Source organism: Lysinibacillus sp. NPDC056959 (assembly GCF_042674095.1).
Classification (GTDB): Bacteria; Bacillota; Bacilli; order Bacillales_A; family Planococcaceae; genus Lysinibacillus; species Lysinibacillus zambalensis.
Window position 1 is genome coordinate 92,076 of sequence record NZ_JBHURE010000003.1, and the last position, 20,414, is coordinate 112,489.

Annotated in this window: 19 protein-coding genes and 1 pseudogene; 3 read left to right on the forward strand and 17 right to left on the reverse strand. The window is 36.7% G+C overall.

Features of this window, described 5'->3' with window-relative positions:
* The first annotated feature begins 306 nt into the window (after positions 1-306).
* A complete protein-coding gene (locus ACFTQ7_RS04685; protein ID WP_349660374.1) occupies positions 307-486 on the forward strand; it encodes a hypothetical protein in 180 nt (59 codons plus the stop codon).
* A gap of 64 nt (positions 487-550) precedes the next feature.
* On the opposite strand, the pseudogene ACFTQ7_RS04690 reads toward ACFTQ7_RS04685, so the two are convergent.
* Both ACFTQ7_RS04690 and lepB read right to left on the reverse strand, forming a co-directional pair.
* Positions 551-1,437: pseudogene (locus ACFTQ7_RS04690) on the reverse strand (PhzF family phenazine biosynthesis isomerase).
* 40 nt (positions 1,438-1,477) lie between these two features.
* Positions 1,478-2,044, reverse strand: a complete 567-nt coding sequence (gene lepB, locus ACFTQ7_RS04695; RefSeq protein ID WP_386827548.1) for a signal peptidase I — start codon at positions 2,042-2,044, stop codon at positions 1,478-1,480.
* Between the two features lie 290 nt (positions 2,045-2,334).
* On the opposite strand from lepB, the gene ACFTQ7_RS04700 reads away from it, so the two are divergent.
* Positions 2,335-2,835 carry an amino acid oxidase gene (locus tag ACFTQ7_RS04700; RefSeq protein WP_386827549.1) on the forward strand — a complete coding sequence of 167 codons (501 nt, stop codon included), beginning with the start codon at positions 2,335-2,337 and terminating at the stop codon, positions 2,833-2,835.
* A gap of 97 nt (positions 2,836-2,932) precedes the next feature.
* Here ACFTQ7_RS04700 and ACFTQ7_RS04705 read toward each other — a convergent pair whose 3' ends face one another.
* The 11 genes from ACFTQ7_RS04705 to ccpN all read right to left on the reverse strand — a co-directional run bounded on the left by ACFTQ7_RS04705 (position 2,933) and on the right by ccpN (position 13,541).
* A complete protein-coding gene (locus tag ACFTQ7_RS04705; RefSeq protein ID WP_386827550.1) occupies positions 2,933-3,469 on the reverse strand; it encodes an NADPH-dependent FMN reductase in 537 nt (178 codons plus the stop codon).
* Positions 3,470-3,681: 212 nt separating this feature from the next.
* Entirely contained in the window at positions 3,682-3,930 is a 249-nt protein-coding gene (locus ACFTQ7_RS04710; protein WP_349660379.1) for a DUF2164 domain-containing protein, read from the reverse strand.
* A 762-nt stretch (positions 3,931-4,692) separates the two neighbouring features.
* Positions 4,693-4,917: a hypothetical protein gene (locus ACFTQ7_RS04715; RefSeq protein ID WP_386827551.1), complete on the reverse strand. Its 225-nt coding sequence runs from the start codon at positions 4,915-4,917 to the stop codon at positions 4,693-4,695.
* 15 nt (positions 4,918-4,932) lie between these two features.
* The gene (locus ACFTQ7_RS04720; RefSeq protein ID WP_386827552.1) at positions 4,933-6,054 is read right to left on the reverse strand and encodes a Nif3-like dinuclear metal center hexameric protein; all 1,122 of its coding nucleotides are present in this window, start codon (positions 6,052-6,054) and stop codon (positions 4,933-4,935) included.
* Between the two features lies 1 nt (position 6,055).
* Positions 6,056-6,748: a tRNA (adenine(22)-N(1))-methyltransferase gene (locus ACFTQ7_RS04725; protein WP_349660382.1), complete on the reverse strand. Its 693-nt coding sequence runs from the start codon at positions 6,746-6,748 to the stop codon at positions 6,056-6,058.
* A 490-nt stretch (positions 6,749-7,238) separates the two neighbouring features.
* Complete coding sequence (locus ACFTQ7_RS04730; RefSeq protein WP_349660383.1) at positions 7,239-7,589, reverse strand: c-type cytochrome; 351 nt, start codon at positions 7,587-7,589, stop codon at positions 7,239-7,241.
* Positions 7,590-8,062: 473 nt separating this feature from the next.
* Entirely contained in the window at positions 8,063-8,626 is a 564-nt protein-coding gene (locus tag ACFTQ7_RS04735) for a hypothetical protein (protein WP_386827553.1), read from the reverse strand.
* Positions 8,627-8,876: 250 nt separating this feature from the next.
* Positions 8,877-10,004, reverse strand: coding sequence for an RNA polymerase sigma factor RpoD (rpoD, locus tag ACFTQ7_RS04740; protein WP_386827554.1), 1,128 nt, complete (start codon positions 10,002-10,004; stop codon positions 8,877-8,879).
* Positions 10,005-10,036: 32 nt separating this feature from the next.
* The gene (dnaG, locus tag ACFTQ7_RS04745) at positions 10,037-11,869 is read right to left on the reverse strand and encodes a DNA primase (RefSeq protein ID WP_386827748.1); all 1,833 of its coding nucleotides are present in this window, start codon (positions 11,867-11,869) and stop codon (positions 10,037-10,039) included.
* Between the two features lie 207 nt (positions 11,870-12,076).
* The gene (locus ACFTQ7_RS04750; protein ID WP_386827555.1) at positions 12,077-12,889 is read right to left on the reverse strand and encodes a pyruvate, water dikinase regulatory protein; all 813 of its coding nucleotides are present in this window, start codon (positions 12,887-12,889) and stop codon (positions 12,077-12,079) included.
* 19 nt (positions 12,890-12,908) lie between these two features.
* Complete coding sequence (gene ccpN / locus ACFTQ7_RS04755) at positions 12,909-13,541, reverse strand: transcriptional regulator CcpN (protein ID WP_079563877.1); 633 nt, start codon at positions 13,539-13,541, stop codon at positions 12,909-12,911.
* 456 nt (positions 13,542-13,997) lie between these two features.
* On the opposite strand from ccpN, the gene ACFTQ7_RS04760 reads away from it, so the two are divergent.
* On the forward strand, positions 13,998-15,383 hold the full coding sequence (locus ACFTQ7_RS04760; protein ID WP_079563879.1) for a glycine--tRNA ligase: 1,386 nt from the start codon (positions 13,998-14,000) through the stop codon (positions 15,381-15,383).
* A 218-nt stretch (positions 15,384-15,601) separates the two neighbouring features.
* Here the strand turns inward: ACFTQ7_RS04760 and ACFTQ7_RS04765 are convergent, their stop codons facing one another.
* The 4 genes from ACFTQ7_RS04765 to ACFTQ7_RS04780 form a co-directional block, all read right to left on the reverse strand.
* Positions 15,602-17,320 carry an HD-GYP domain-containing protein gene (locus ACFTQ7_RS04765; RefSeq protein ID WP_386827556.1) on the reverse strand — a complete coding sequence of 573 codons (1,719 nt, stop codon included), beginning with the start codon at positions 17,318-17,320 and terminating at the stop codon, positions 15,602-15,604.
* An 829-nt stretch (positions 17,321-18,149) separates the two neighbouring features.
* Complete coding sequence (gene recO, locus ACFTQ7_RS04770; protein WP_349660388.1) at positions 18,150-18,944, reverse strand: DNA repair protein RecO; 795 nt, start codon at positions 18,942-18,944, stop codon at positions 18,150-18,152.
* Between the two features lie 134 nt (positions 18,945-19,078).
* Positions 19,079-19,996 (reverse strand): GTPase Era, encoded by a 918-nt coding sequence (gene era / locus ACFTQ7_RS04775; protein WP_386827557.1) that lies wholly within the window; start codon positions 19,994-19,996, stop codon positions 19,079-19,081.
* Positions 19,983-20,396 carry a cytidine deaminase gene (locus ACFTQ7_RS04780; protein ID WP_386827558.1) on the reverse strand — a complete coding sequence of 138 codons (414 nt, stop codon included), beginning with the start codon at positions 20,394-20,396 and terminating at the stop codon, positions 19,983-19,985. Before ACFTQ7_RS04780 ends, era begins: the two co-directional genes overlap by 14 nt.
* Between the last annotated feature and the right edge of the window lie 18 nt (positions 20,397-20,414).

Here is a 20,414-nt window from a genome sequence, read left to right on the forward strand (position 1 = left end):
AGTCAACAAGCCTCGCACCAATGTATATACATAAAAATTCGGTTTAAATAGATATGAACGATAAAACTCCTATTGCTAGGAGTTTTTTTGATGGTAGAAATTATATAAGTAGCTTCATTGCATTTACAATTACTTGTCGTTAATTTCTCATAAAAGCCAGTGTATGTCTTCCACTACTGCTAGAATCATTCAATATATTCCGGGACACGAAATAAATTCGCTTTGTTTTGACCTTTTTATGCTATCCCTCAAAAAGAGGAGTACACTAAAGAGGTAGAAATACTATACTTTTGGAGGGTATTTAAAATGGGTACAAAAGCAGCAGACATCAAAAATTTAATGACACTAGATCTACTTGTTCAAATTCTAGAGGAGCGCGGTATTATGACAGATAGAGAATTAAAAGAACGTCTCACTAATAACGTTAAACTTTCCTCTATGGATGCAGATTTAAAAGAGAAAGTCATTGAAGAAATAAAACATTAATGGAGTGGATGCATATCCAAAAGGGCTACTTCCTAAGCAATAAAAATACTGTAAGCAGCCCTTTTTAAATATGCACTTGTAGTTCTTTCACATGTACAGCAGTTCCAGTTATCGATATATTCAGTTTCCCCTTGTCGTTTTTCACATGTACATACACACGCTCATCCTTTCCAAGTTCCTGACCTTGTTCTACAATAATTGTTTTTAGCAATTGAGTTTCTCGATTGATATAATTTGCAAAATATGCTCCCATAACACCAGAGGCAGTACCTGTAGCTATATCTTCAATTGTTCCAGAATAAGGTGATGAGAAATGTCTTGCGTGCATATCAGCATTCTTATCAATTGCCTCTCAGCAAAAAGGATGCAAAGATGCTTTTGGCATTTCTTCTAGGATAGCTGGAAAATCTGCAGAATGCGGCGTCATTTTGTCAAAGTATGATAAAATAGGGATTAGCAATGTCCAAATTCCTGTGCTTCCATAAACTATCGGTAATTCGGGATGTATCGCGTCCTCTGTTAGTCCAATTGATTGAGCAAGTTTAAATTTTGAACCGTTAAAGGCTTCAAACTGAGGTATTGCATGTTGCATAGTAATGTAAATTCGTCCTGCTTTTTGTTCTTTTATCTCAATTGCGAGAATTCCTGCCTTCGTCTCAATAGTTAGTTTTGATTTATCTTCTAGTAATCCTTTTGTTTTTAGTGCATAAATCGTTGCCATTGTTGCGTGTCCACATAAATTCACCTCATGCCCTGGTGTGAAATAACGTATACGTAAATCGGCTTTATCCGATTTTAGCGCAAAAGCTGTTTCATTAAAGCCTATTTGTTTAGCAATAGCTGCATTTCTATTTCACTATACTGATTTCCCACAACGACGACACCTGCCGGATTCCCCATATTAGGGATCGTGCTAAACGCATCATAATGATCAACGGTAACCATTTTCAAATTCTTTTCCTTCCTTTATTTAAGTTAGGCTACGCACTAACTAATGTGTACTACCAAGCCTTTCAAATGGCCACAATATAAAGTCTGTTGTCCCTAAAATTGTATCCTGCGACACGAATCCGATATCCGAACTCCGACTATCTATACTTCGTCGGCGATTATCCCCAAGAACGAAAAAATGCCCCTCTGGTACAGTCATTTCTTCTAATTGCTCCTCAAGGGTGAAATCATATGTAAAATCACCTTTATCAAGTAACCCTTCTTTATATTCTGTTAAATAGGGCTCATCAAAAGCTTCCCCGTTTAAAAATAAAACGTCATCTTTGTAGGCTACATGATCTCCTGGTAAACCGATAATTCTTTTAATATAATGCTTATCTTCTTTTGTTTCAAAGACAATAACATCGAAGCGGTCATAATTGGTTATTCGTGGTCCCACTTTATTAACAATAACTTTATCTCCAGTTTCAAAAGTCGGCTCCATTGAAGCTCCTTTTACAACAACAGGAGATAGAATAAAATAACGTACACTCATTGTAAAAATGATTGCTATTCCAATCACTTTAAACCATGACCAAAATTCATTCTTAGTTTGTTTTTGTGTCACACTTTACACTCCAATCCTTTTTCCTTCAAATCCAATTTGATTACATTAATGGAGACGGGTGCCATTCTGAAAAGTTCCATAATTCTAAAAATCATTGATTGTTTCTGAAATATTCTACTTTTAATAAAAAGGATTAGCACAGAAGCTTTTACCTCAACGACACCTTTAAGAAAAATATTAGCTCAATAAATTTTTAGGAATATTTGTATTATTTCGATATATAATGAAAGAAACATAAGCAATCTTAGTTAATAAAAGGGCGGAATTACAAAAAAGGGGCATTAATAAATTTGAAAAAAATTTTATTTATAGTAAGTTTGTTTTTATTAGTTGCGTGTTCAAATAATGAAGTTAAATATGATGGAGCTCCTTTAAAAATTGCAGTAGTTGGTGATATTCCTGAATTATATAACGAAAAAATTCATTTCAAACCAATTTCATTAGATGAATTTAGTGAAGATACATTGACTATTTCAACAAATTTTGATGCTGTTATGATAACACCAGTGATGTTTGAAGAAGCATCAGAAGATAGATTTGTTAAAGTTTATAAAAATTCTAAAATGCCTATTATTTTTTTTGATTCAAGAAAACGTAATTTGCCATTTACAAACGAAGGGCTTACCTATGAAACAGCCCATTGGGAATCATTAAATAATGGTTCTCATACGACAATTTATATATCTGATATCGATGCAAATCGCGAAGATGCTTGGTATTTTTATTTAAAAGATGAAAAAGAGTTAGATATCCTATACAAAGAGATTTTTCAAAAGATTGAAACGTTATAAAGGTAGATTTTTATGTATTTGCCAATCAAAAACAACAATTAAGAGTTAAATAAAAAAAGCAATATGTACTTTTTACTGTACATACTGCTAAAGATCCCTATCGAATCGTTTTTAATGCTGTTGCCCAAGGGACAAGCTGATCTAACATTTGATTTACTGAATCTGCTTGCACATCCTTCGGTTTAAAGACCGTGCCGTTTTCGAAGTCAGTAAATAAGGATAAAGCGGGATGCACGCGAACATCTGCTACTAATAATTCACCAAGAATTCCACGTAAATGTTCAGCCGCTCTTGCACCACCGACAGAACCGTAAGAAACAATACCTGCGGCCTTATTATTCCATTCCACGCGTAAGTAGTCTAATGCATTTTTTAGTGCACCGGTAATGGAATGATTATATTCTCCAACGATAAAAATAAACCCATCACATGCAGCAACACTTTGTGACCACTCAGCTACTCCAGAAGTATCTCCTCCTGGCTCACCTAGCAGTGGTAATTTAAAGTTAGCGATATCAATTATTTCATATTCCGCATCACTACGCTTTTCTGCTACTGCCTTTACCCATTCGCCAACTTGCGGGCTTAAACGCCCTTCACGAGTACTCCCTAAAATAACCCCAATTTTCAACATATGACTCCTCCTTCATCCATCCCTCAAATTGTGACCGAATCATTCACTTACATTAAAACGGTTCTCTTAGCCATATTGCACAGGAATCCATTTCTTTATTCAATACACATATAGTTAATTAAACCATTTTTACTTTGAATTAAATTATCTTTAATCCAAGATAAAAATATCATATATTTTAAAAAATTGCCAATTATTTCATCCAAACTAAATTATTTTAATTTAATAGGTCTTTCTAATGCTGCGAGTTCATCCTCAATTGATGCATATTGTCTTTCTACAACATATTTGGTATCCGATATAGCTGCATTATAAATATGCGGAGCAATATTTTCCTTTATAAAATCAAATACTCTTTCTGCTTCAAATTCAGAAATATCCTCATCTCGATTATTGTAAAAAAATCGTTGAATATCAGCTATTATTGTTTCTTGTTGTTCTTTTGTTAATCGAATAAACAATCCAAAACTCTCCTCTCATTACAATTTATTCTCACCTATCATAACACTCTAAAATTAATCCATGCATAAAAAGACTGAATTATATTACAACTATAATTCAGCCTTTTTATAGTGTTGAAAAACAAAATACGCAAAAAAATTTGGTGAATGTTATTGCACTTTCAGTGAGGGTGATCTCCGTTCCAGGCTACTCGCTTTCCAGTGGGCGAGCGTCGAGCCGCTTCCTCCGCTTGCGCTCCGTGTAGGGTCTCGCCTGTCTCGCTTTCCCACAGGAGTCGAGTAGCCTTCCACTCCAATCAGCGATAGCGTAGAGTCTTTATAAATAATTGTGCTACTCACCATAATCGAACAAAAAAAGACTTATATCAGTGATGCAATTTCACACCTGTTAATACCATCTTTTCGCGACATATTACACTTGTTGTTGCTATCGCACAGATCATACATTGCTAAATTTCGCTTTAAACTATAAATTAGGCTACCATGCAAGAAGTTATATAATGTGAAGTGGCTGATTGGAGTGGAGGCTGGGCGACTCCTTGGGGATCAGCGTCACAGATGAGACCCTGGAGCGAGCAACGCGAGTGAAGCGGCTCATCGTACGCCCCCAGGAAAGCGCCCAACCGGAACGGACATTAGCCCCTAGTTTTGCCGAAGATCATACTTTATTTAATAGGACACCTAAATTTCATTGACACAATAGTTTTTCAACAACATAAAAAGACTGAATTATATTACAACTATAATTCAGCCTTTTTATTATTACTGGTTACATTTAAATGAATAGTTTGTTGATAGAAACTTCTTTTCTTTTGAGACGATGGCTTCGCCGCCATCTTTTTCACATTGCTCGGTCATTGCATCAATTTTTTTGACATTCATCGTATTTGTCATAAATGTCATTCCTAGCCCAAACACAGCAATTAGCAAACCGATCATGATCCATAACTTGCCGCCTTTATTGCCAGCAGGCCTTTCATTCGCCACAGATATTCCCCTCTCTTACACGAATAAAAACGGTTCTGTATGAATAGTAGATTGTACAAATTCAACAGAATATTTTTTATCCTCACACATTCTTGCCATCTTTTTTGCTACTCCGGCAATCATCACCTTCTCCACATGATGACCTGGATCTACGATTTGCAGACCAATTGCTTGAGCGTCCTGGGCAGTATGGAAATACATATCTCCTGTTAAAAATACATCTGCCCCAGCGCGTTTCGCAGAATAGATATATTTATTGCCGTCGCCTCCGACAAGCGCTACTTTTTTCACTTTCGACTGTAAATCGCCAACAACTCGTACAGCAGGTACGTCTAGCTGCTCCTTGACAAATTGTGTGAATTCGTGAAGAGTCATTTCTTGTGGTAAATAACCAACTCGCCCTAAGCCCATTACATTTGTTTGCTGGTCTAGACGAATGAGATCATAGGCAGGCTCTTCATATGGATGTGCATTTAACATTGCCTTTAACACACGATTTTTTACGGATTCCGGAAATACTACTTCTATTTTCACTTCTTCTTCAACATGTAATTCACCAATAGCACCTACATGTGGATTTGCACCTTCTAGTGGACGGAAGCGCCCTTCCCCCATTGTAGTATAACTACACGCTTCATAATCTCCAATTCGACCTGCTCCTGCCTTTGCTAATGCCTCACGTAAATCAGTGGCATTTGCAGTCGGTATAAAAACAGCCAGCTTCAACATATTTTCCGCATATGTTTCTTCGAGAATAAAACGGTTTTCAAGCTGGAGAGCATCTGCTAGTAAATCGTTAACACCACCTTCAGCCACATCTAGATTCGTATGTGCTGCATAAACAGCAATATCATTTTTAATTAGCTTTTCATATAAACGCCCAGCTGGATTGTCAGTACGAATATTCGAAAGTCGTCTAAAAATCGGTGGATGATGTGCAATGATTAGTTCGCATCCTTGAGCAATAGCCTCATCGGCTACTTCATCATTAACATCTAACGTGACTAATACTTTACATACAGGTTTGTTTAAAGTGCCAATTGCAAGACCAATAGGGTCATTTTCCATACAGGCTAGCTTTTTAGGCGACCATGATTCAAACAATTGAATAACTTCCTGACCGTTTACTGTTTTCATCTCACAGAACCCCTTCCACTAAATTGAGTAAAGCAACTAACTCTGCACGTTTTTCTTCAATTTCAGGTGTTTGATCTGCCCCTTCAATTGACTGTAATACACGCTGCCAATTTTCTTTTTCACGCGCCCATTTTTTAATAAATGCTGGTGATTTTCGTTGCATTAATCTCGGACCAAATATAATTTCCGGTTCCGTTAACGTCATTGTGCTTCTTTGCAATACAAGAATTTCATAAATTTTTTCGTCTTCCTCTAAAATCTCTTCGTCCTGGATTGCCCAATTATGTGCTAATGCCCATTCGCGTATCACTTTAGCATGAATATTTGGCTGCAAAATAAGCCTTGTTACCCCATTTAATTTTTCAGGATGCTTCTCTAAAATGGAGACAATCAAAGGACCGCCCATTCCAGCAATAGTAACAGTATCAACATGGTCCGTTTCTTCCACTGCTGCTAAACCATTCGCAAGTCGTACTGTAATTTTTTCTGTTAAGCCTTCTTTTTGCACTTGTCCTACTGCTGATTCAAATGGCCCTTTCACAACTTCTCCTGCTACTGCATAAGAAGCAATACCTTTATGAATTAAGTAGCATGGTAAATATGCATGGTCGCTCCCAATATCAGCTACAACTGCGCCTGAGGGAACAAAGCTTGCTACTGTTTCTAATCGTTTTGATAATTTTTGTGCATTCATTTTTTTACCGCCTGTCTTCAATAGTTTCCATTCTTAGTATGTATGATGTCGAGAAAAAAAACAAATGGAGTTGTCTCAAAAATTTTGAGCAACTCCATTTTGATTGAAGATAAATAAATTGTAGCTGCACCAATTACGATTAAACGCTTTCAGTGCAGCTACTTTTATCAATTATGCCTCGGCATAATTGCGTCCGGAATCGGCTTTGTGCTTAGGCCTGCACGAGGGCCGACACGATGTCGGTCATTTCGGTAATGCCACAGGACGTGGCGTTTTTACCGATGCAGGTCAGTTGGCCGTTATCGCATGGATGCGATGATTTTAGGCTAACATCCCCTAGGCACTCCTTTCCGATTCCGTGACATCTGCCAGAGGCTTTAGGCCAACACGATGTTGGTCATTCAGTCATTACCACAGGACGTGGCGTTCTTAGACTGAGTTCCTATATTTCAACGGATGTTTATTTGGACATCCGCTGAAAGAAGTTAAACTATTTTAGAGTTGAAATGTACTTAGCGATTTCTTTTGCTTCCGCTTCAGTTTTCATTCCAGGCGTCATTGGTGTGCCTTCGATACCGTTAGTTAAAACGTCTACGATATGAGCCTCATCTAAACCATGTAAGTTTGGCCCTACAGAACCAGTTAAGTCAGCAGCGTGACAGCCAATACAAGATTGTACTAAAGCTGAGCCGTCATCAGTAGCTTCTGTCTTTTCGCCACCGCCCTCTTTTTCAGCAGCAATTTCTTTTTTGTTATCTGCACCTGTTAAAGACATGAAGAAAATAAGACCAATACCAAATGCAAGAATTAAGATGTAAGGAACGACTGGATTGTTTTTCATATGTTTCCCCTCCTCATTGTAAATCTACTTCTATTATAATATAGAATCAGTCAACATCTAATATTGTACTTCATTAACCGTGAAACGAAAAGACCATTCGCTAAGTTTTCCTTTGTTTGTAACAAATTCGACATTTCTGTATCTAATGGATAAAATATGTCTTGAAATCGCCAATATTTGGACTAACTATTATCTTTTTAGCAATTAATTATACCTTTCCAAAATCGCGTCCAGATTCTTTACACGTTGTTATCTTTCCTCTATTTGCGCATTCATATACCAAGAAAATTAAAATAACTTCTTAAAATTGCTATCGAAATAATTCAATAGCTAATGAATATGCTGCACTTTAATATACAGCTACTAATTAAGCTTATATGTAGAATCATGAAGCAAAAAAAAGAATCTGTAAGCTTTATAAAAGCATACAGATCCTTGTCATTTGTCGGCGAACTAATTTACAAAATGAGTTGTTATAATAAGTTTATAATATAATAGCTGATCAGTGCTAGTAACCCTAGGACACCTGAGACCGTGAAATAAAGTAGCTTCATTTTTAAACCTGACCAAAGCCAAACCCCACAGTTCGCTGCAATCAAGCAAAACAATGCGATATTATTTCCGTTAAAATATGTAGTGTAAATTCGAATAGACATACTGAACAATAAAACAGCGGCTAGCAAATGGAAAACAGGCGCTAATAAATCATTTTTTCTTGCCATTCGAAATGCCGTCAGAAATAACGCTACAGCAGCTATTCCAACAACAACCGTTAATATGATCATGAAAGATGGTATTGTAAAATAAAAAGTTAGCAGAGTAATCATCGCAATACATATACCTGCAATTACAAGTAGCAGCTTTCTCTTTTCAGAAGGCAAAATAGCTTGTTTATGATGTACTGGTTCTAACTCCTCTAAATTTTCCCCCTCTGCATAAAGAGCGGCTAAAAAGTCACAGTAATGTTCTGGTAATAGCTTATTTTGCTTCCAAAACAAAATCTCATTCAAGATTATTTTTTTTCGAGGATTTGTCATAATTTTTGCTCCAAACATTGCTTTATATGGTTGTTATTCCAATTTTATCTCAAAACATTGCAGAACACATCTATATAAAGTAGCAAAAACATTTAGTTTGTTACATTCTAGTACATGATATAAACATTCTCTAAACAATATTTTCTTTTGATAGACTTTGTATACACGAGTATTCTCCTGATTCAATAGTAGCACAAAAAGGGCTATCCAATTAGTCATCACTAATTAGATAGCCCTATCCTGTATAACCTTATTCTAAGAAATCTTTTAAACGTTTGCTACGAGAAGGGTGGCGTAGCTTTCTAAGTGCCTTAGCCTCAATTTGGCGAATACGTTCACGTGTTACACCAAATACTTTTCCTACCTCTTCTAACGTACGTGTGCGACCATCATCTAGACCGAAACGTAAGCGAAGTACATTTTCTTCACGGTCAGTTAATGTATCTAACACATCCTCTAATTGCTCTTTTAACAATTCATAAGCTGCATGGTCAGATGGAGATTGAGCTTCAGAATCCTCAATAAAGTCTCCTAAATGTGAATCATCTTCTTCTCCAATTGGTGTTTCAAGAGATACTGGTTCTTGCGCAATTTTTAAAATTTCACGTACTTTTTCAGGTGTTAAATCCATTTCTTCCCCAATTTCTTCTGGAGATGGTTCGCGACCTAAGTCTTGTAGTAATTGGCGTTGTACTCGAATTAATTTATTTATTGTTTCGACCATATGCACTGGAATACGAATTGTACGTGCTTGGTCCGCAATAGCACGTGTAATTGCTTGACGGATCCACCATGTTGCATAAGTAGAGAACTTAAAGCCTTTACGGTAGTCAAACTTCTCAACAGCCTTGATAAGCCCCATATTACCCTCTTGAATTAAATCAAGGAATAGCATTCCACGGCCAACATATCGCTTTGCAATCGATACAACAAGACGTAAGTTTGCTTCCGCTAGACGCTTACGTGCTTCTTCATCACCTTGCTCAATACGCTCAGCTAGAGCGATTTCTTGCTCGGCAGAAAGTAAATCAACCCGACCAATTTCCTTTAAATACATACGTACAGGGTCATTTATTTTAACACCCGGTGGTACACTCAAATCATTTAAATCGAAAGTCTCTTCACTTGCTTCTTCTTTCATTAAGCTTTCTTCTTCAAACTCTTCTTTTCCAATGATTTGAATGTCTTTTGCCTTTTCAAGATCCTCAGCAAAGTGGAAAATCTCTTCGTTCTCCAATTCATAAGGCGCAAGTTTCTCTGAAATTTCTTTCATTGAAATTTCACCTTCTGTTTTTGCTTTTTCTTGTAGTAGCTTTTTTGCTTCATCTAATGTAATTTCTACTTCTACCTCTTTTGAACGTTCTGACTTGTCCGCCATAAACCTTCCTCCTTCTAAACAACCGAATCGGGTTAAATCGCCGATAACGATTTTCTTAAATGAATAATCTGTTGGGCGATTTCAAGTGCACGCGCATACTCGTGCATCTTCTCCGCTTCCTTTGACTCATGCATCTTTTGTTGAATTTCTTGCTCAATTCTATATTTTTGCAGCTGACGTATTGAGTCTGTGACCTCTGCCTCTGCTTGGTCGGGATCCCGTTCCGTTAAAGCCGCTTCCATTACTATCTTGCGTAATTCAGAGTCATCTAATATTTCAACAAAACGCTGATAATCAGGATGACCATATTCCTCATAAAATCCTACTAAGCGAACAAAAACAGCCAAATAGGCATCTCGTACAAACGGTTCTTTTTGCTCACTACGTAATACCCTGTCCACTACATCTATATTATGAAGCATATGAGCCAGTAATAAACGTTCTGCACGTTCTGCTGCGTCCATAGGCTTATGTTGCTGAGTGACCGGCATCGAAGGCGCCTGAACTGGCATTTCTACTTTTGTAGAACGCACCTGATTTGCCTCTAGCTTTCGGAATTGAGCATAAATCGCTTCTTCCGAGATATTTGTCTCATTCGATAGCTGTCTTATATACAAATCTCGTTCAACTGGTGACGATCTACCTACCAGTTGTTCAAGAACTTCTTGAATATATTGAAGCGTATCATTTTCAAACTGAAAGTTCTTATTTCGTCTAGCATGCATCATCATAAAAGCAATATACGCATGAGGGTTTTCCAAAATTTGTTCTTTAAATGCTTGTCCACCTAAACTACGAATGTATTCATCGGGATCTAGCTTATCTGGTAACACTGCAATATTGACTTTCATACGTTCTACTTGAAGTAACTGTGCCGCTCTTTTTGCCGCATCAAAACCTGCATTATCACCGTCATAGCAAACCGTAACCTGCTCTACTAAGCGCTTTAGCTTTGTGATATGCTGATTCGTAAGCGAAGTGCCCATTGTTGCTACAGCATTCGTTACACCAACAGAAGTTGCTGCTAAAACATCCATAAACCCTTCCATCAATACTACTTGACGATTTTTTCTAATGGAGGTTCGTGCTTTATCTAGGTTATATAGCACTTCACTCTTTTGAAAAATCGGTGATTCTGGACTATTTAAATATTTTGCCTCTTCACCATTCGATGTAAGAATTCGTCCTGAGAATGCTATAATCTTACCGTTCTCATCACGGATGGGAAACATAATACGCCCTCTAAAACGATCAAAATAGCGTTCTTCCCCTTCACGCTTAATCACTAAACCACTTTCCGCGATTTCTTGTAAGTTATAACCTTTTCTTTCAAGCAATATCGTTAATGCATCAAAGCTTGGAAGAGACCATCCAATGCTATTAGATTCTATAAGTTCCCTTGTAAATCCTCTTTCTAGCAAATAATTTAAAGGTTCTTCACCATCTTCCGTATTTAACAGTAAATGATGAAAAAAATCTGCTGCAAAAGCGTGTGCTTCTTTCATCCTTTCTTCTGCTTTAGATACCTTTTTCGTTACTTCTGGTAAACTTGGCCCAACATCTAAATGTATGCCAATACGTTCACCAAGTTTCACAACAGCGTCAGGAAAAGAAATACCTTCTATATCCATGACAAAAGTAACAGCATTACCACCCGCACCACAACCGAAGCAATGAAAAATTTGTTTGTCTGATGACACAGAAAAAGATGGCGTTTGTTCTCCATGAAAAGGACATAGTCCAAACCAATTGCGCCCACGCTTAGTAAGCTGCATGTATTCGCTTATGACATCAATAATATCCGATTGTGTGCGAATCTGTTCAATCACTTCTTCAGGAATCTTCCCTGCCAAATCCATCACCATCTTTAAATTACGTTCTAAAACACAATTCGCTATCCGATTTAAAAATCCTTTATTTCTCGACAAAAAAATAGGATTTTTCTCTTAATAAATATTTTTACCACAATTTTATTATTATAAAACATAAATTAGTTTTTATCTATACTATTTTCAAACCCGACTCAAAAAAACCGCCTCTTATAACCGAGGTGGTTTATCATCATTTGTTTCTTATTTACAGTTTAAAATATGCTCAATAATGACGTTTGCTGTTTCTTCAACAGCTTTGTTTGTCACATCAATAACTTTACAACCAATTTTAGAGACAATTTTTTCAAAATGCTGGATTTCATCTAATATTCGATTATGCTGCGCATAGATAGCATCATCATTCAATCCTAGAGACATCAATCTCTCTTTTCGAATTGAGTTTAATTTATCAGGAGAAATAATTAAACCAAAACATTTTTTCGGATCAATTTTTAAAAGTTCTTCAGGTGGCTCCACTTCTGGTACTAAGGGTACGTTCGCCACCTTATATCGTTTATGTGCTAAATATTGTGATAGCGGTGTTTTAGAGGTACGGGAAACACCAACTAGCACGATATCCGCCTGTAAAAGACCACGAGGATCTCTACCATCATCATATTTCACTGCAAATTCAATAGCCTCTATTTTTTTAAAATAATCATCATCTAGCTGGTGAACAATTCCTGGAGCCTCTAATGGAAATTCTTCCACAAAGGTTGCCATTGTTTTTAAAGCAGGCCCTAAAATATCGACGGCATATACATTTTCTTGCTCACACAGTTCACATAATAACGATCGCATCTCCTGTCGAACTAGTGTATATACAATAAATGCCTTCTGTTTCGCTGCGAGGCATACAATTTTACGAATGAGCTCCTCTGATTGTATATGAGGAAAACGACGAATTATCGTGTTTTCCAAACCAGGTCGAAACTGACTAATAACCGCTTTCGCTACTTGGTCACCAGTTTCACCGACTGAATCAGATACAACAAAAACCCGTAGTCTTTTCATACTGCTCTCCTTCAACTATTTAGTCATTTTGTGCAAGTGATAAGAAAGCTCGTGTAATCGTCGTTTTTGTTAGACGTCCAACAATCGTCAATCCACCTTCTTGTGGCTCAACTACTGGTAGCGAATCCACTTCTCGATCAATTAGTTTATTCGCTGCGACGACTAAAGAATCTGATCTTTCACAGTACGATATATTTGGCATGCGTGTCATAATTATATGTACAGGAATTTTGTTTAAATCCTGCGTGCCAATACTTGTACGTAGTAAATCTTTACGAGAAAGTACCCCTGTCAAAAATTCATTCTTATCTACGACAAATAGTGTACCAACATCCTCAGAAAACATGAAGCAAATCGCATCATAAACAGTCATTGTTTCTGGTACAACAACAGGTCCTGAATGAAAATCTTTCACCTTTAAATTGTTAATACTATCCGTCAATGTAACGGATGTTTTTTTACCTGAATAGAAATAGCCAACACGAGGTCTAGCATCTAAAAAGCCTGCCATTGTTAGTATTGCTAAATCTGGTCTTAAAGTTGCTCTTGTCAGATTGAGACGTTCTGCAATATGTTCGCCTGTGATAGGGCCGTTTTCTTTCACAATTTGTAAAATGTCTTCCTGACGTTTATTGAGTTCGATTGGACTCACCGCCTCAAATCTAATAGTGTTATACTTATGCTCAATTATTATATACTATTTTAATAATTATTGCGAAGAAAAGAACTACATGCTACAATATTGACACATACGCTTGTTCTCGATGTATTTTCGAGTGATTTGCGTTATATAGGCGATGACGGGAAAAAAGTATCTGTTCCATTTTAAAGCGAGTAGAAGATGGTGAAAGTCTACACAGCAACAGAGAAAAGGCACTCCTTGAGCTAACTTTTTGAAAAGAGGTTTTAAACAATTCGTTTAAAACAATCAGGGTGGAACCGCGGGTTTTAGCACTCGTCCCTGGGCATTTATCGTGCCCGGAGACGGGTGCTATTTTTAATTTAGTCTTACCTAAATTAAAAATACTCAGCGAATTTATCAATTGTATAAATACGCTAAAACAAAATCAAAGTTCACTCTTTGAAAACTATAAAGGAGGCTATTTTTATGGCTAACAAATCAATGGAAACAATTGTATCATTAGCGAAGCATCGCGGCTTTGTCTTCCCAGGTTCTGAAATCTACGGAGGCTTAGCAAACACTTGGGATTACGGTCCACTAGGTGTTGAATTAAAAAACAATGTAAAAAAAGCATGGTGGCAAAAATTTGTCCAAGAATCAGAGCACAACGTTGGGATCGATGCTGCAATTTTAATGAATCCAAAAGCTTGGGTTGCTTCTGGTCACGTTGGTAACTTTAATGATCCAATGATCGATTGTAAGGCATGTAAAGCGCGTCATCGTGCTGACAAAATCATCGAGGATGCTGCGCTAGCTAAAGGCGATGAAATCATTGTTGATGGTATGACATTTGATCAAATGAAAGAAACAATGGTTAAATATGACGTAGTTTGCCCAGATTGCGGTAAAGCTGATTTTACAGATATTCGTCAATTTAATTTAATGTTTAAAACTTTCCAAGGTGTAACAGAATCTTCTACTAACGAAATTTATTTACGCCCAGAAACAGCACAAGGTATTTTCGTGAACTTTAAAAATGTACAACGTTCTATGCGTAAACGTACACCATTCGGTATTGCACAAATCGGTAAGTCTTTCCGTAACGAAATTACGCCAGGTAACTTCACTTTCCGTACACGTGAATTCGAACAAATGGAACTTGAATTTTTCTGTAAGCCAGGCGAAGATCTTGAATGGCACGCATACTGGAAAGAGTTTTGTAAAAACTGGTTATTAAATTTAGGCATGAAGGAAGAGTCTATGCGCCTTCGCGATCATGAAGAAGACGAACTATCTCACTACTCAAATGCTACAACTGATATCGAATTCAAATTCCCATTCGGCTGGGGCGAGCTTTGGGGCGTAGCGGATCGTACAGATTACGATTTAAAACAGCATATGGAGCATTCTGGTGAAGATTTCACTTACATCGATCCAGTATCAAACGAACGTTATGTACCATATTGCATCGAGCCATCTTTAGGTGCAGACCGTGTGACATTAGCATTCCTTTGCGATGCTTATGACGAGGAAGAGCTTGAAGGCGACGATAAACGTACAGTTTTACGCTTCCACCCTGCTCTAGCGCCATTTAAAGCTGCGGTCCTACCACTTTCTAAAAAGCTTTCGGATGAGGCTACTGATGTTTGGGCAGAGCTTCGTAAATCATTCCCAGTTGACTTTGATGAGTCACAATCAATTGGTAAACGTTACCGTCGTCAAGATGAAATTGGTACACCATTCTGTATCACTTACGACTTTGACTCAAAAGAGGATGGTCAAGTTACAGTACGTCACCGTGACTCAATGTCTCAAGTTCGTATGCCAATTACAGATGTTAAAGCATACATTGAAAAACATCTTCAATTCTAAGTTCATAAGATATAAAGAGGGAGTCGCATTTTAAGCGACTCCCTCTTTCTGTGGAAAAATGACTACTCGTACTAATGATGAGGAACCGGCGATTTACCTCGGCCAGCAAGATGACTTGCAATGTAAGCCCTTCCGGAAAGTAGAGGCCAAGCCCGCAGAAAGTGCCCACTCGGAGTGAAAATCAACCTTAGTTTTTGGATACACATTTCAATCTTTTGTCAGGTCTTAATTGATGAAAACAAGCGCTCTTGCATCTTCTCCTCAAATGAAAATCTTTTCATACTCATACCTACTAAGCTTATTAGAATTTCCTCTATATCTCCAAGCGTATAATAAAGGAAGGTTCCTTCTCGCATTGGGCGAACCCTCTTATCGATTGTTAGTTTATCTTCAATAAAGTAAGCTACATTTACGTTACAATGTTCCATCAATTGCGAAATACGTTGGTCATCATCTGGATTAATAAAAAACGGAACAATTTTGTCAATATACAAAATACTTTGCACAAGTTTTATAAAGAAATTTTCACGAAGTGCAGTTTTCACAACTACTACAGTTGTTTTTTCATGCTGGTAATCCATATACAATATATTTATTTGCTCTTCTAATAACTTTTTTAGAATATCAATAGAATTTCTATACTTTGTCATATCCGTTTGGATTTCTCTTGTTAATAAACGTAGAATTTGAAAAGCAGGTAAAAATATTTTTAAAACAATTTCTTTAGGATGTAAATGATCTATTAATCTTTTAAAGTAAACTCTTAAGCTATTTTCATCACAGCGAATTAATTGTTCTACAAATAAGTTAAAAATTTCTTCAAAGCTGTTTGTACGATAATCTATCATTTTCGAAATTTTCACACTATAATTCAAAGGTAAAATCATTGACTTTTGCTCATCTAATAGTTTAACTTTAGGCAATGTCGGGAATAAATCATAGACAAGTTCTACTTGTGCACTTCGATTATCTGATAATTGAACGACTGAGTTGACAGGAAAAATTCCTAGACACTCTACAAATTTATGCATAAATTTCTCGTTATATAAATGTCGATCACGATATAAAACAGCTAATGCATCTGTTGCAGCATATCCCGAATGGTATACTCGCTTTGATGTCATCGCTGAATAAACATCAATAATCTGCAGTATTTGAACTCCCTCACACATATCATCCTCACAAAGCTGATTCGGATAACCTTTACCAGCAAAGCGTTCATGATGATCCCGTGCTAAATAGGCAATATCGTCTTCCCCATTTTCAACGAGTAGCTCATAACCTTTAGTCGTATGAGTTTTGACAATATCAAACTCATCTTCCGATAATTTTCGTTTTAAATTTAATATATCTTGTGGAATACATACCTTCCCAATATCATGGAACAAATAGCCTCTTGCTAGCGTTTCAATATCCATTAAACCTAAATTACGGGCGAAGATTGTACCTAAAACGAAAACATCAAATGAATGAACAAAAGAATATTCATCCCATTCTTTTAATCGCATGAGTAATTCATAGCGATGTTTCTTTTCTAAAATTTTTTCAAAAACACCTCGTACATAAGCAGTGTCTTGGATGCTTTTTAAAATTTGGCCATAGCGTAATTCATGCACAACATTCTCTAATGTAGTCATAAAAAGCTGACTTACTGTTTCTTTATACTCATCTGCATCATCATTTTTATCCATTAGCGGTGCAAAAACATCCTCGTAATCCTTTGAACGCTGAACACTCAAATCATGAACAATTCGGACTGAATCAGTCGGTAAATAAACAGATAATTCATCAACTTTTCTAAGTTTAAGTAAAGCAATAATTCGTTCCGTTAAAACAAGATCTTTTTTAGCTAATAAACGATATTCAGAAAAAATATCTTCAGCTAAAATATCATTCGCTTCGACTTCATCAATACTTAACGTCACTTTTCTTAGCATAATTTCTGCCACATACGCGATGCTTAAGCATTATGTGACTCCCTCCTTCTCCCGTAAGACTGCGTTGTTCGTTATTCGTCAACTATGCCTCGGCATAATTGGTCCGAAATTGGCTTTTTATTTAGGCCTGCAAATTTTTTTTGTGCGAAAGCAAGGCGACAGCAGCAACAATATGAAGGCCAACACGATGTCGGTCATTTCGGTAATGCCACAGCATGGCTTTTTTACAGATGCAGGTCCATTAGCTGTTATCACATGGATGAGATGGTTTTAGGCTAACATCCAACGCTAACTCCTTACCGATTCCATGACATCTGCGGGAGGCTTTAACTTCTTTCACATGCGTAACTTTCGCTACAGAGATTATTTATTGTAAGAAGTTAAATATCATCATCTATATCAATTACAATATCATAGATTAAAATGCCTTTTCAACTAGTATATGGCATAAGAATGAATAGTTTCTACTATGTTTATATTAAAAACTCTGCTAAATTTAATATTTTATACCTAACGAATTGTATTGCAACACTCGTTAATTTGAAATGAAAAGTATATAAAGACCTATATATCAATAAGTATAAGTTTTTATTTATAAGTTATAGTTAAATTTCTCTCATAAATAATATTTCTACAATTGATAAAGGATTAATCAATTTGTCCTAATGCCATTTACAAAAATCAATGCAACTCCAAAATAAATAGCATTTTGATAAAATAACTACCAAGCATGCGAATAAGGAACATTAGAAAATAACCTTTTCCCTGTATTTCACCAAAAGTTGCGGATGACATTTGTTAAAAACATAAAAATGCCAGAAGATCAATGTTAATGGTCTTCTGGCGTTTTTTCTTGTTCTGTATTTGTTCTTATCTGAAATTCAGGCGTTCGCTCTAGCTGTTCAATAAATTTTTTAGTCTTAAAACGAATTCCTGTTTGTTCCTCGTAAATGGTTGTAATTATTTTTTTAATAAAATATTTTGTTTCCTTTTTCAGGTCTAGTTTCCCAATCTGGTCAATTGGTACAGTATAGAACATCCGAATAAGCTTAAGCTGGGTCGGTGTTAATCGAATGATATAAGGATCATGGTGATAACAGCGATGACACAAAAAACCACCTTGTGCAAAAGAAAATGCAAATTCACCGTCTACGGCACCACAAGCAGCACAAGTATGTAAAATAGGCTGCACACCTGTATAGGGTAGCATTTTCCATTCTACGAACAATGTAATGGCCTCCGGGTCATAACCTTCCTCAATGGCTTGTAATGCTTGTAGGAGCACATCAAATGCATATGGCTCAGGCTTACCCTCTTCTACTACTCGCTCGACAAGTTCCATTATATAACTAGCATATGCTGTTGCCATAATATCCTCACGAATATGGCGCATTGAATTGAGATGCTCACCTTGTTGCAATGTTCCCATACCAGTATGATGCTGCACCATAAACATGCCATACGTAAATGGCTGCGTCACAGATGCTAGTCTACTGGAAGGCTTCTTCGCTCCACGAGCCATCGTCGCAACCTTTCCAGCTTCTCTTGTTAGTAATGTTACAATTTTATTTGATTCTCCATAGGCACGCACCTTTAGGACAATCCCTTCCCATTTATGAAGCATCGATCCCCCTCCTTTCTACACTGTTTCGCATGAAAATAGAGCTCTCCAATAAAATTATTGGACAGCTCCATTTAAAACTACAGCGACAAATAAGATTGTTGTAAAGTTGCTTCTTAACTTAAAAACAGATCCTATTAATATTCATCATCACGGAAACCGAAGTCACGTAAATGCGTTGATTTATTTCGCCAATCCTTTTGCACCTTTACCCAAAGCTCTAAATACACTTTTGAACCAAGAAGCATCTCAATATCTTTTCTAGCACGTATCCCTACTTCTTTTAATAGCGCACCACGTTTACCAATGACAATCCCTTTTTGCGAATCTCTTTCTACGATAATCGTTGCTGCTACACGAATTTTATCTTCATTTTCTTCATCACGGCGAATTTTATCAATCACAACAGCGATAGAATGAGGTATCTCTTCGCGCGTTAAATGCAACACCTTTTCACGAATTAACTCTGAAATAATGAAACGTTCAGGATGATCCGTTACTTGATCTGCTGGATAATATTGCGGACCCTCGGGTAAATATCTCGTTAATGTCGTTAATAAATCTTCTACATTATTCCCTTGTAATGCTGAAATCGGTACAATTTCCGCAAAGTCATAACGCTCTTTGTAGCTTTCAATTATCCCTATTAATTCATCCGGATGAATTTGATCGATTTTATTGATTACCAGGAAGACAGGCGTTGGATTACCCGCTAGCATTTCAAGGATGAATTCGTCACCCTTTCCAAGTTTCTGCTCTGCATTAACCATGAACATAATAACATCCACTTCACGCAATGTATTTTTAGAAACCTTTAGCATAAAATCCCCTAGCTTATGTTTAGGCTTGTGGATTCCTGGTGTATCTATAAAGATCATTTGGCTATCATTTGATGTTAGTACACCTTGTACTTTATTTCGTGTTGTTTGTGGCTTATCACTCATAATCGCAATTTTTTGACCAATAACACGGTTTAAAAATGTTGATTTCCCAACATTCGGTCGACCGATTATGGAGATAAAACCTGACTTATAGCCATTATTATTTTCCAGCATTCTCTAAATCCTCCGTTGTAAATGCAAACGGTAGTAATTCGCCTACAGACGTTACCGTGACATCACCTTTTAAATTTGTTAAATATACAGGCATAGATGGCATGCAAAACTCCATCATCACTTGACGACAAGCTCCGCATGGCGCACATGGTCCATCCGTATCAGCTACAATAGCAATCGCCTCAAAATCATAAATACCTTCTGACACAGCTTTGAAAAATGCTGTACGTTCAGCACAATTTGTCATACTATAGCCCGCATTTTCAATATTACAGCCATGAATGACCTCTCCATCTTTCGTTAAAATCGCCGCGCCAACTTTAAATTTTGAGTAAGGTACATAAGCCTTTTCACGCGCTTTTTTTGATTCTTCTAATAATGCTTGCATATCAATTGTCATCAATGTCCACCTCTACAT

What these genes read in the sequence shown, in the direction of transcription:
- ACFTQ7_RS04685 (WP_349660374.1), top strand. Translation starts at nt 307, where the DNA reads ATGGGTACAAAAGCAGCAGACATCAAAAATTTAATGACACTAGATCTA.
- ACFTQ7_RS04705 (WP_386827550.1), bottom strand. Translation starts at nt 3,469, where the DNA reads ATGTTGAAAATTGGGGTTATTTTAGGGAGTACTCGTGAAGGGCGTTTA.
- ACFTQ7_RS04720 (WP_386827552.1), bottom strand. Translation starts at nt 6,054, where the DNA reads ATGAAAACAGTAAACGGTCAGGAAGTTATTCAATTGTTTGAATCATGG.
- ACFTQ7_RS04725 (WP_349660382.1), bottom strand. Translation starts at nt 6,748, where the DNA reads ATGAATGCACAAAAATTATCAAAACGATTAGAAACAGTAGCAAGCTTT.
- ACFTQ7_RS04730 (WP_349660383.1), bottom strand. Translation starts at nt 7,589, where the DNA reads ATGAAAAACAATCCAGTCGTTCCTTACATCTTAATTCTTGCATTTGGT.
- ACFTQ7_RS04735 (WP_386827553.1), bottom strand. Translation starts at nt 8,626, where the DNA reads ATGACAAATCCTCGAAAAAAAATAATCTTGAATGAGATTTTGTTTTGG.
- rpoD (WP_386827554.1), bottom strand. Translation starts at nt 10,004, where the DNA reads ATGGCGGACAAGTCAGAACGTTCAAAAGAGGTAGAAGTAGAAATTACA.
- dnaG (WP_386827748.1), bottom strand. Translation starts at nt 11,869, where the DNA reads ATGGTGATGGATTTGGCAGGGAAGATTCCTGAAGAAGTGATTGAACAG.
- ACFTQ7_RS04750 (WP_386827555.1), bottom strand. Translation starts at nt 12,889, where the DNA reads ATGAAAAGACTACGGGTTTTTGTTGTATCTGATTCAGTCGGTGAAACT.
- ACFTQ7_RS04760 (WP_079563879.1), top strand. Translation starts at nt 13,998, where the DNA reads ATGGCTAACAAATCAATGGAAACAATTGTATCATTAGCGAAGCATCGC.
- ACFTQ7_RS04765 (WP_386827556.1), bottom strand. Translation starts at nt 17,320, where the DNA reads ATGCTAAGAAAAGTGACGTTAAGTATTGATGAAGTCGAAGCGAATGAT.
- recO (WP_349660388.1), bottom strand. Translation starts at nt 18,944, where the DNA reads ATGCTTCATAAATGGGAAGGGATTGTCCTAAAGGTGCGTGCCTATGGA.
- era (WP_386827557.1), bottom strand. Translation starts at nt 19,996, where the DNA reads ATGCTGGAAAATAATAATGGCTATAAGTCAGGTTTTATCTCCATAATC.
- ACFTQ7_RS04780 (WP_386827558.1), bottom strand. Translation starts at nt 20,396, where the DNA reads ATGACAATTGATATGCAAGCATTATTAGAAGAATCAAAAAAAGCGCGT.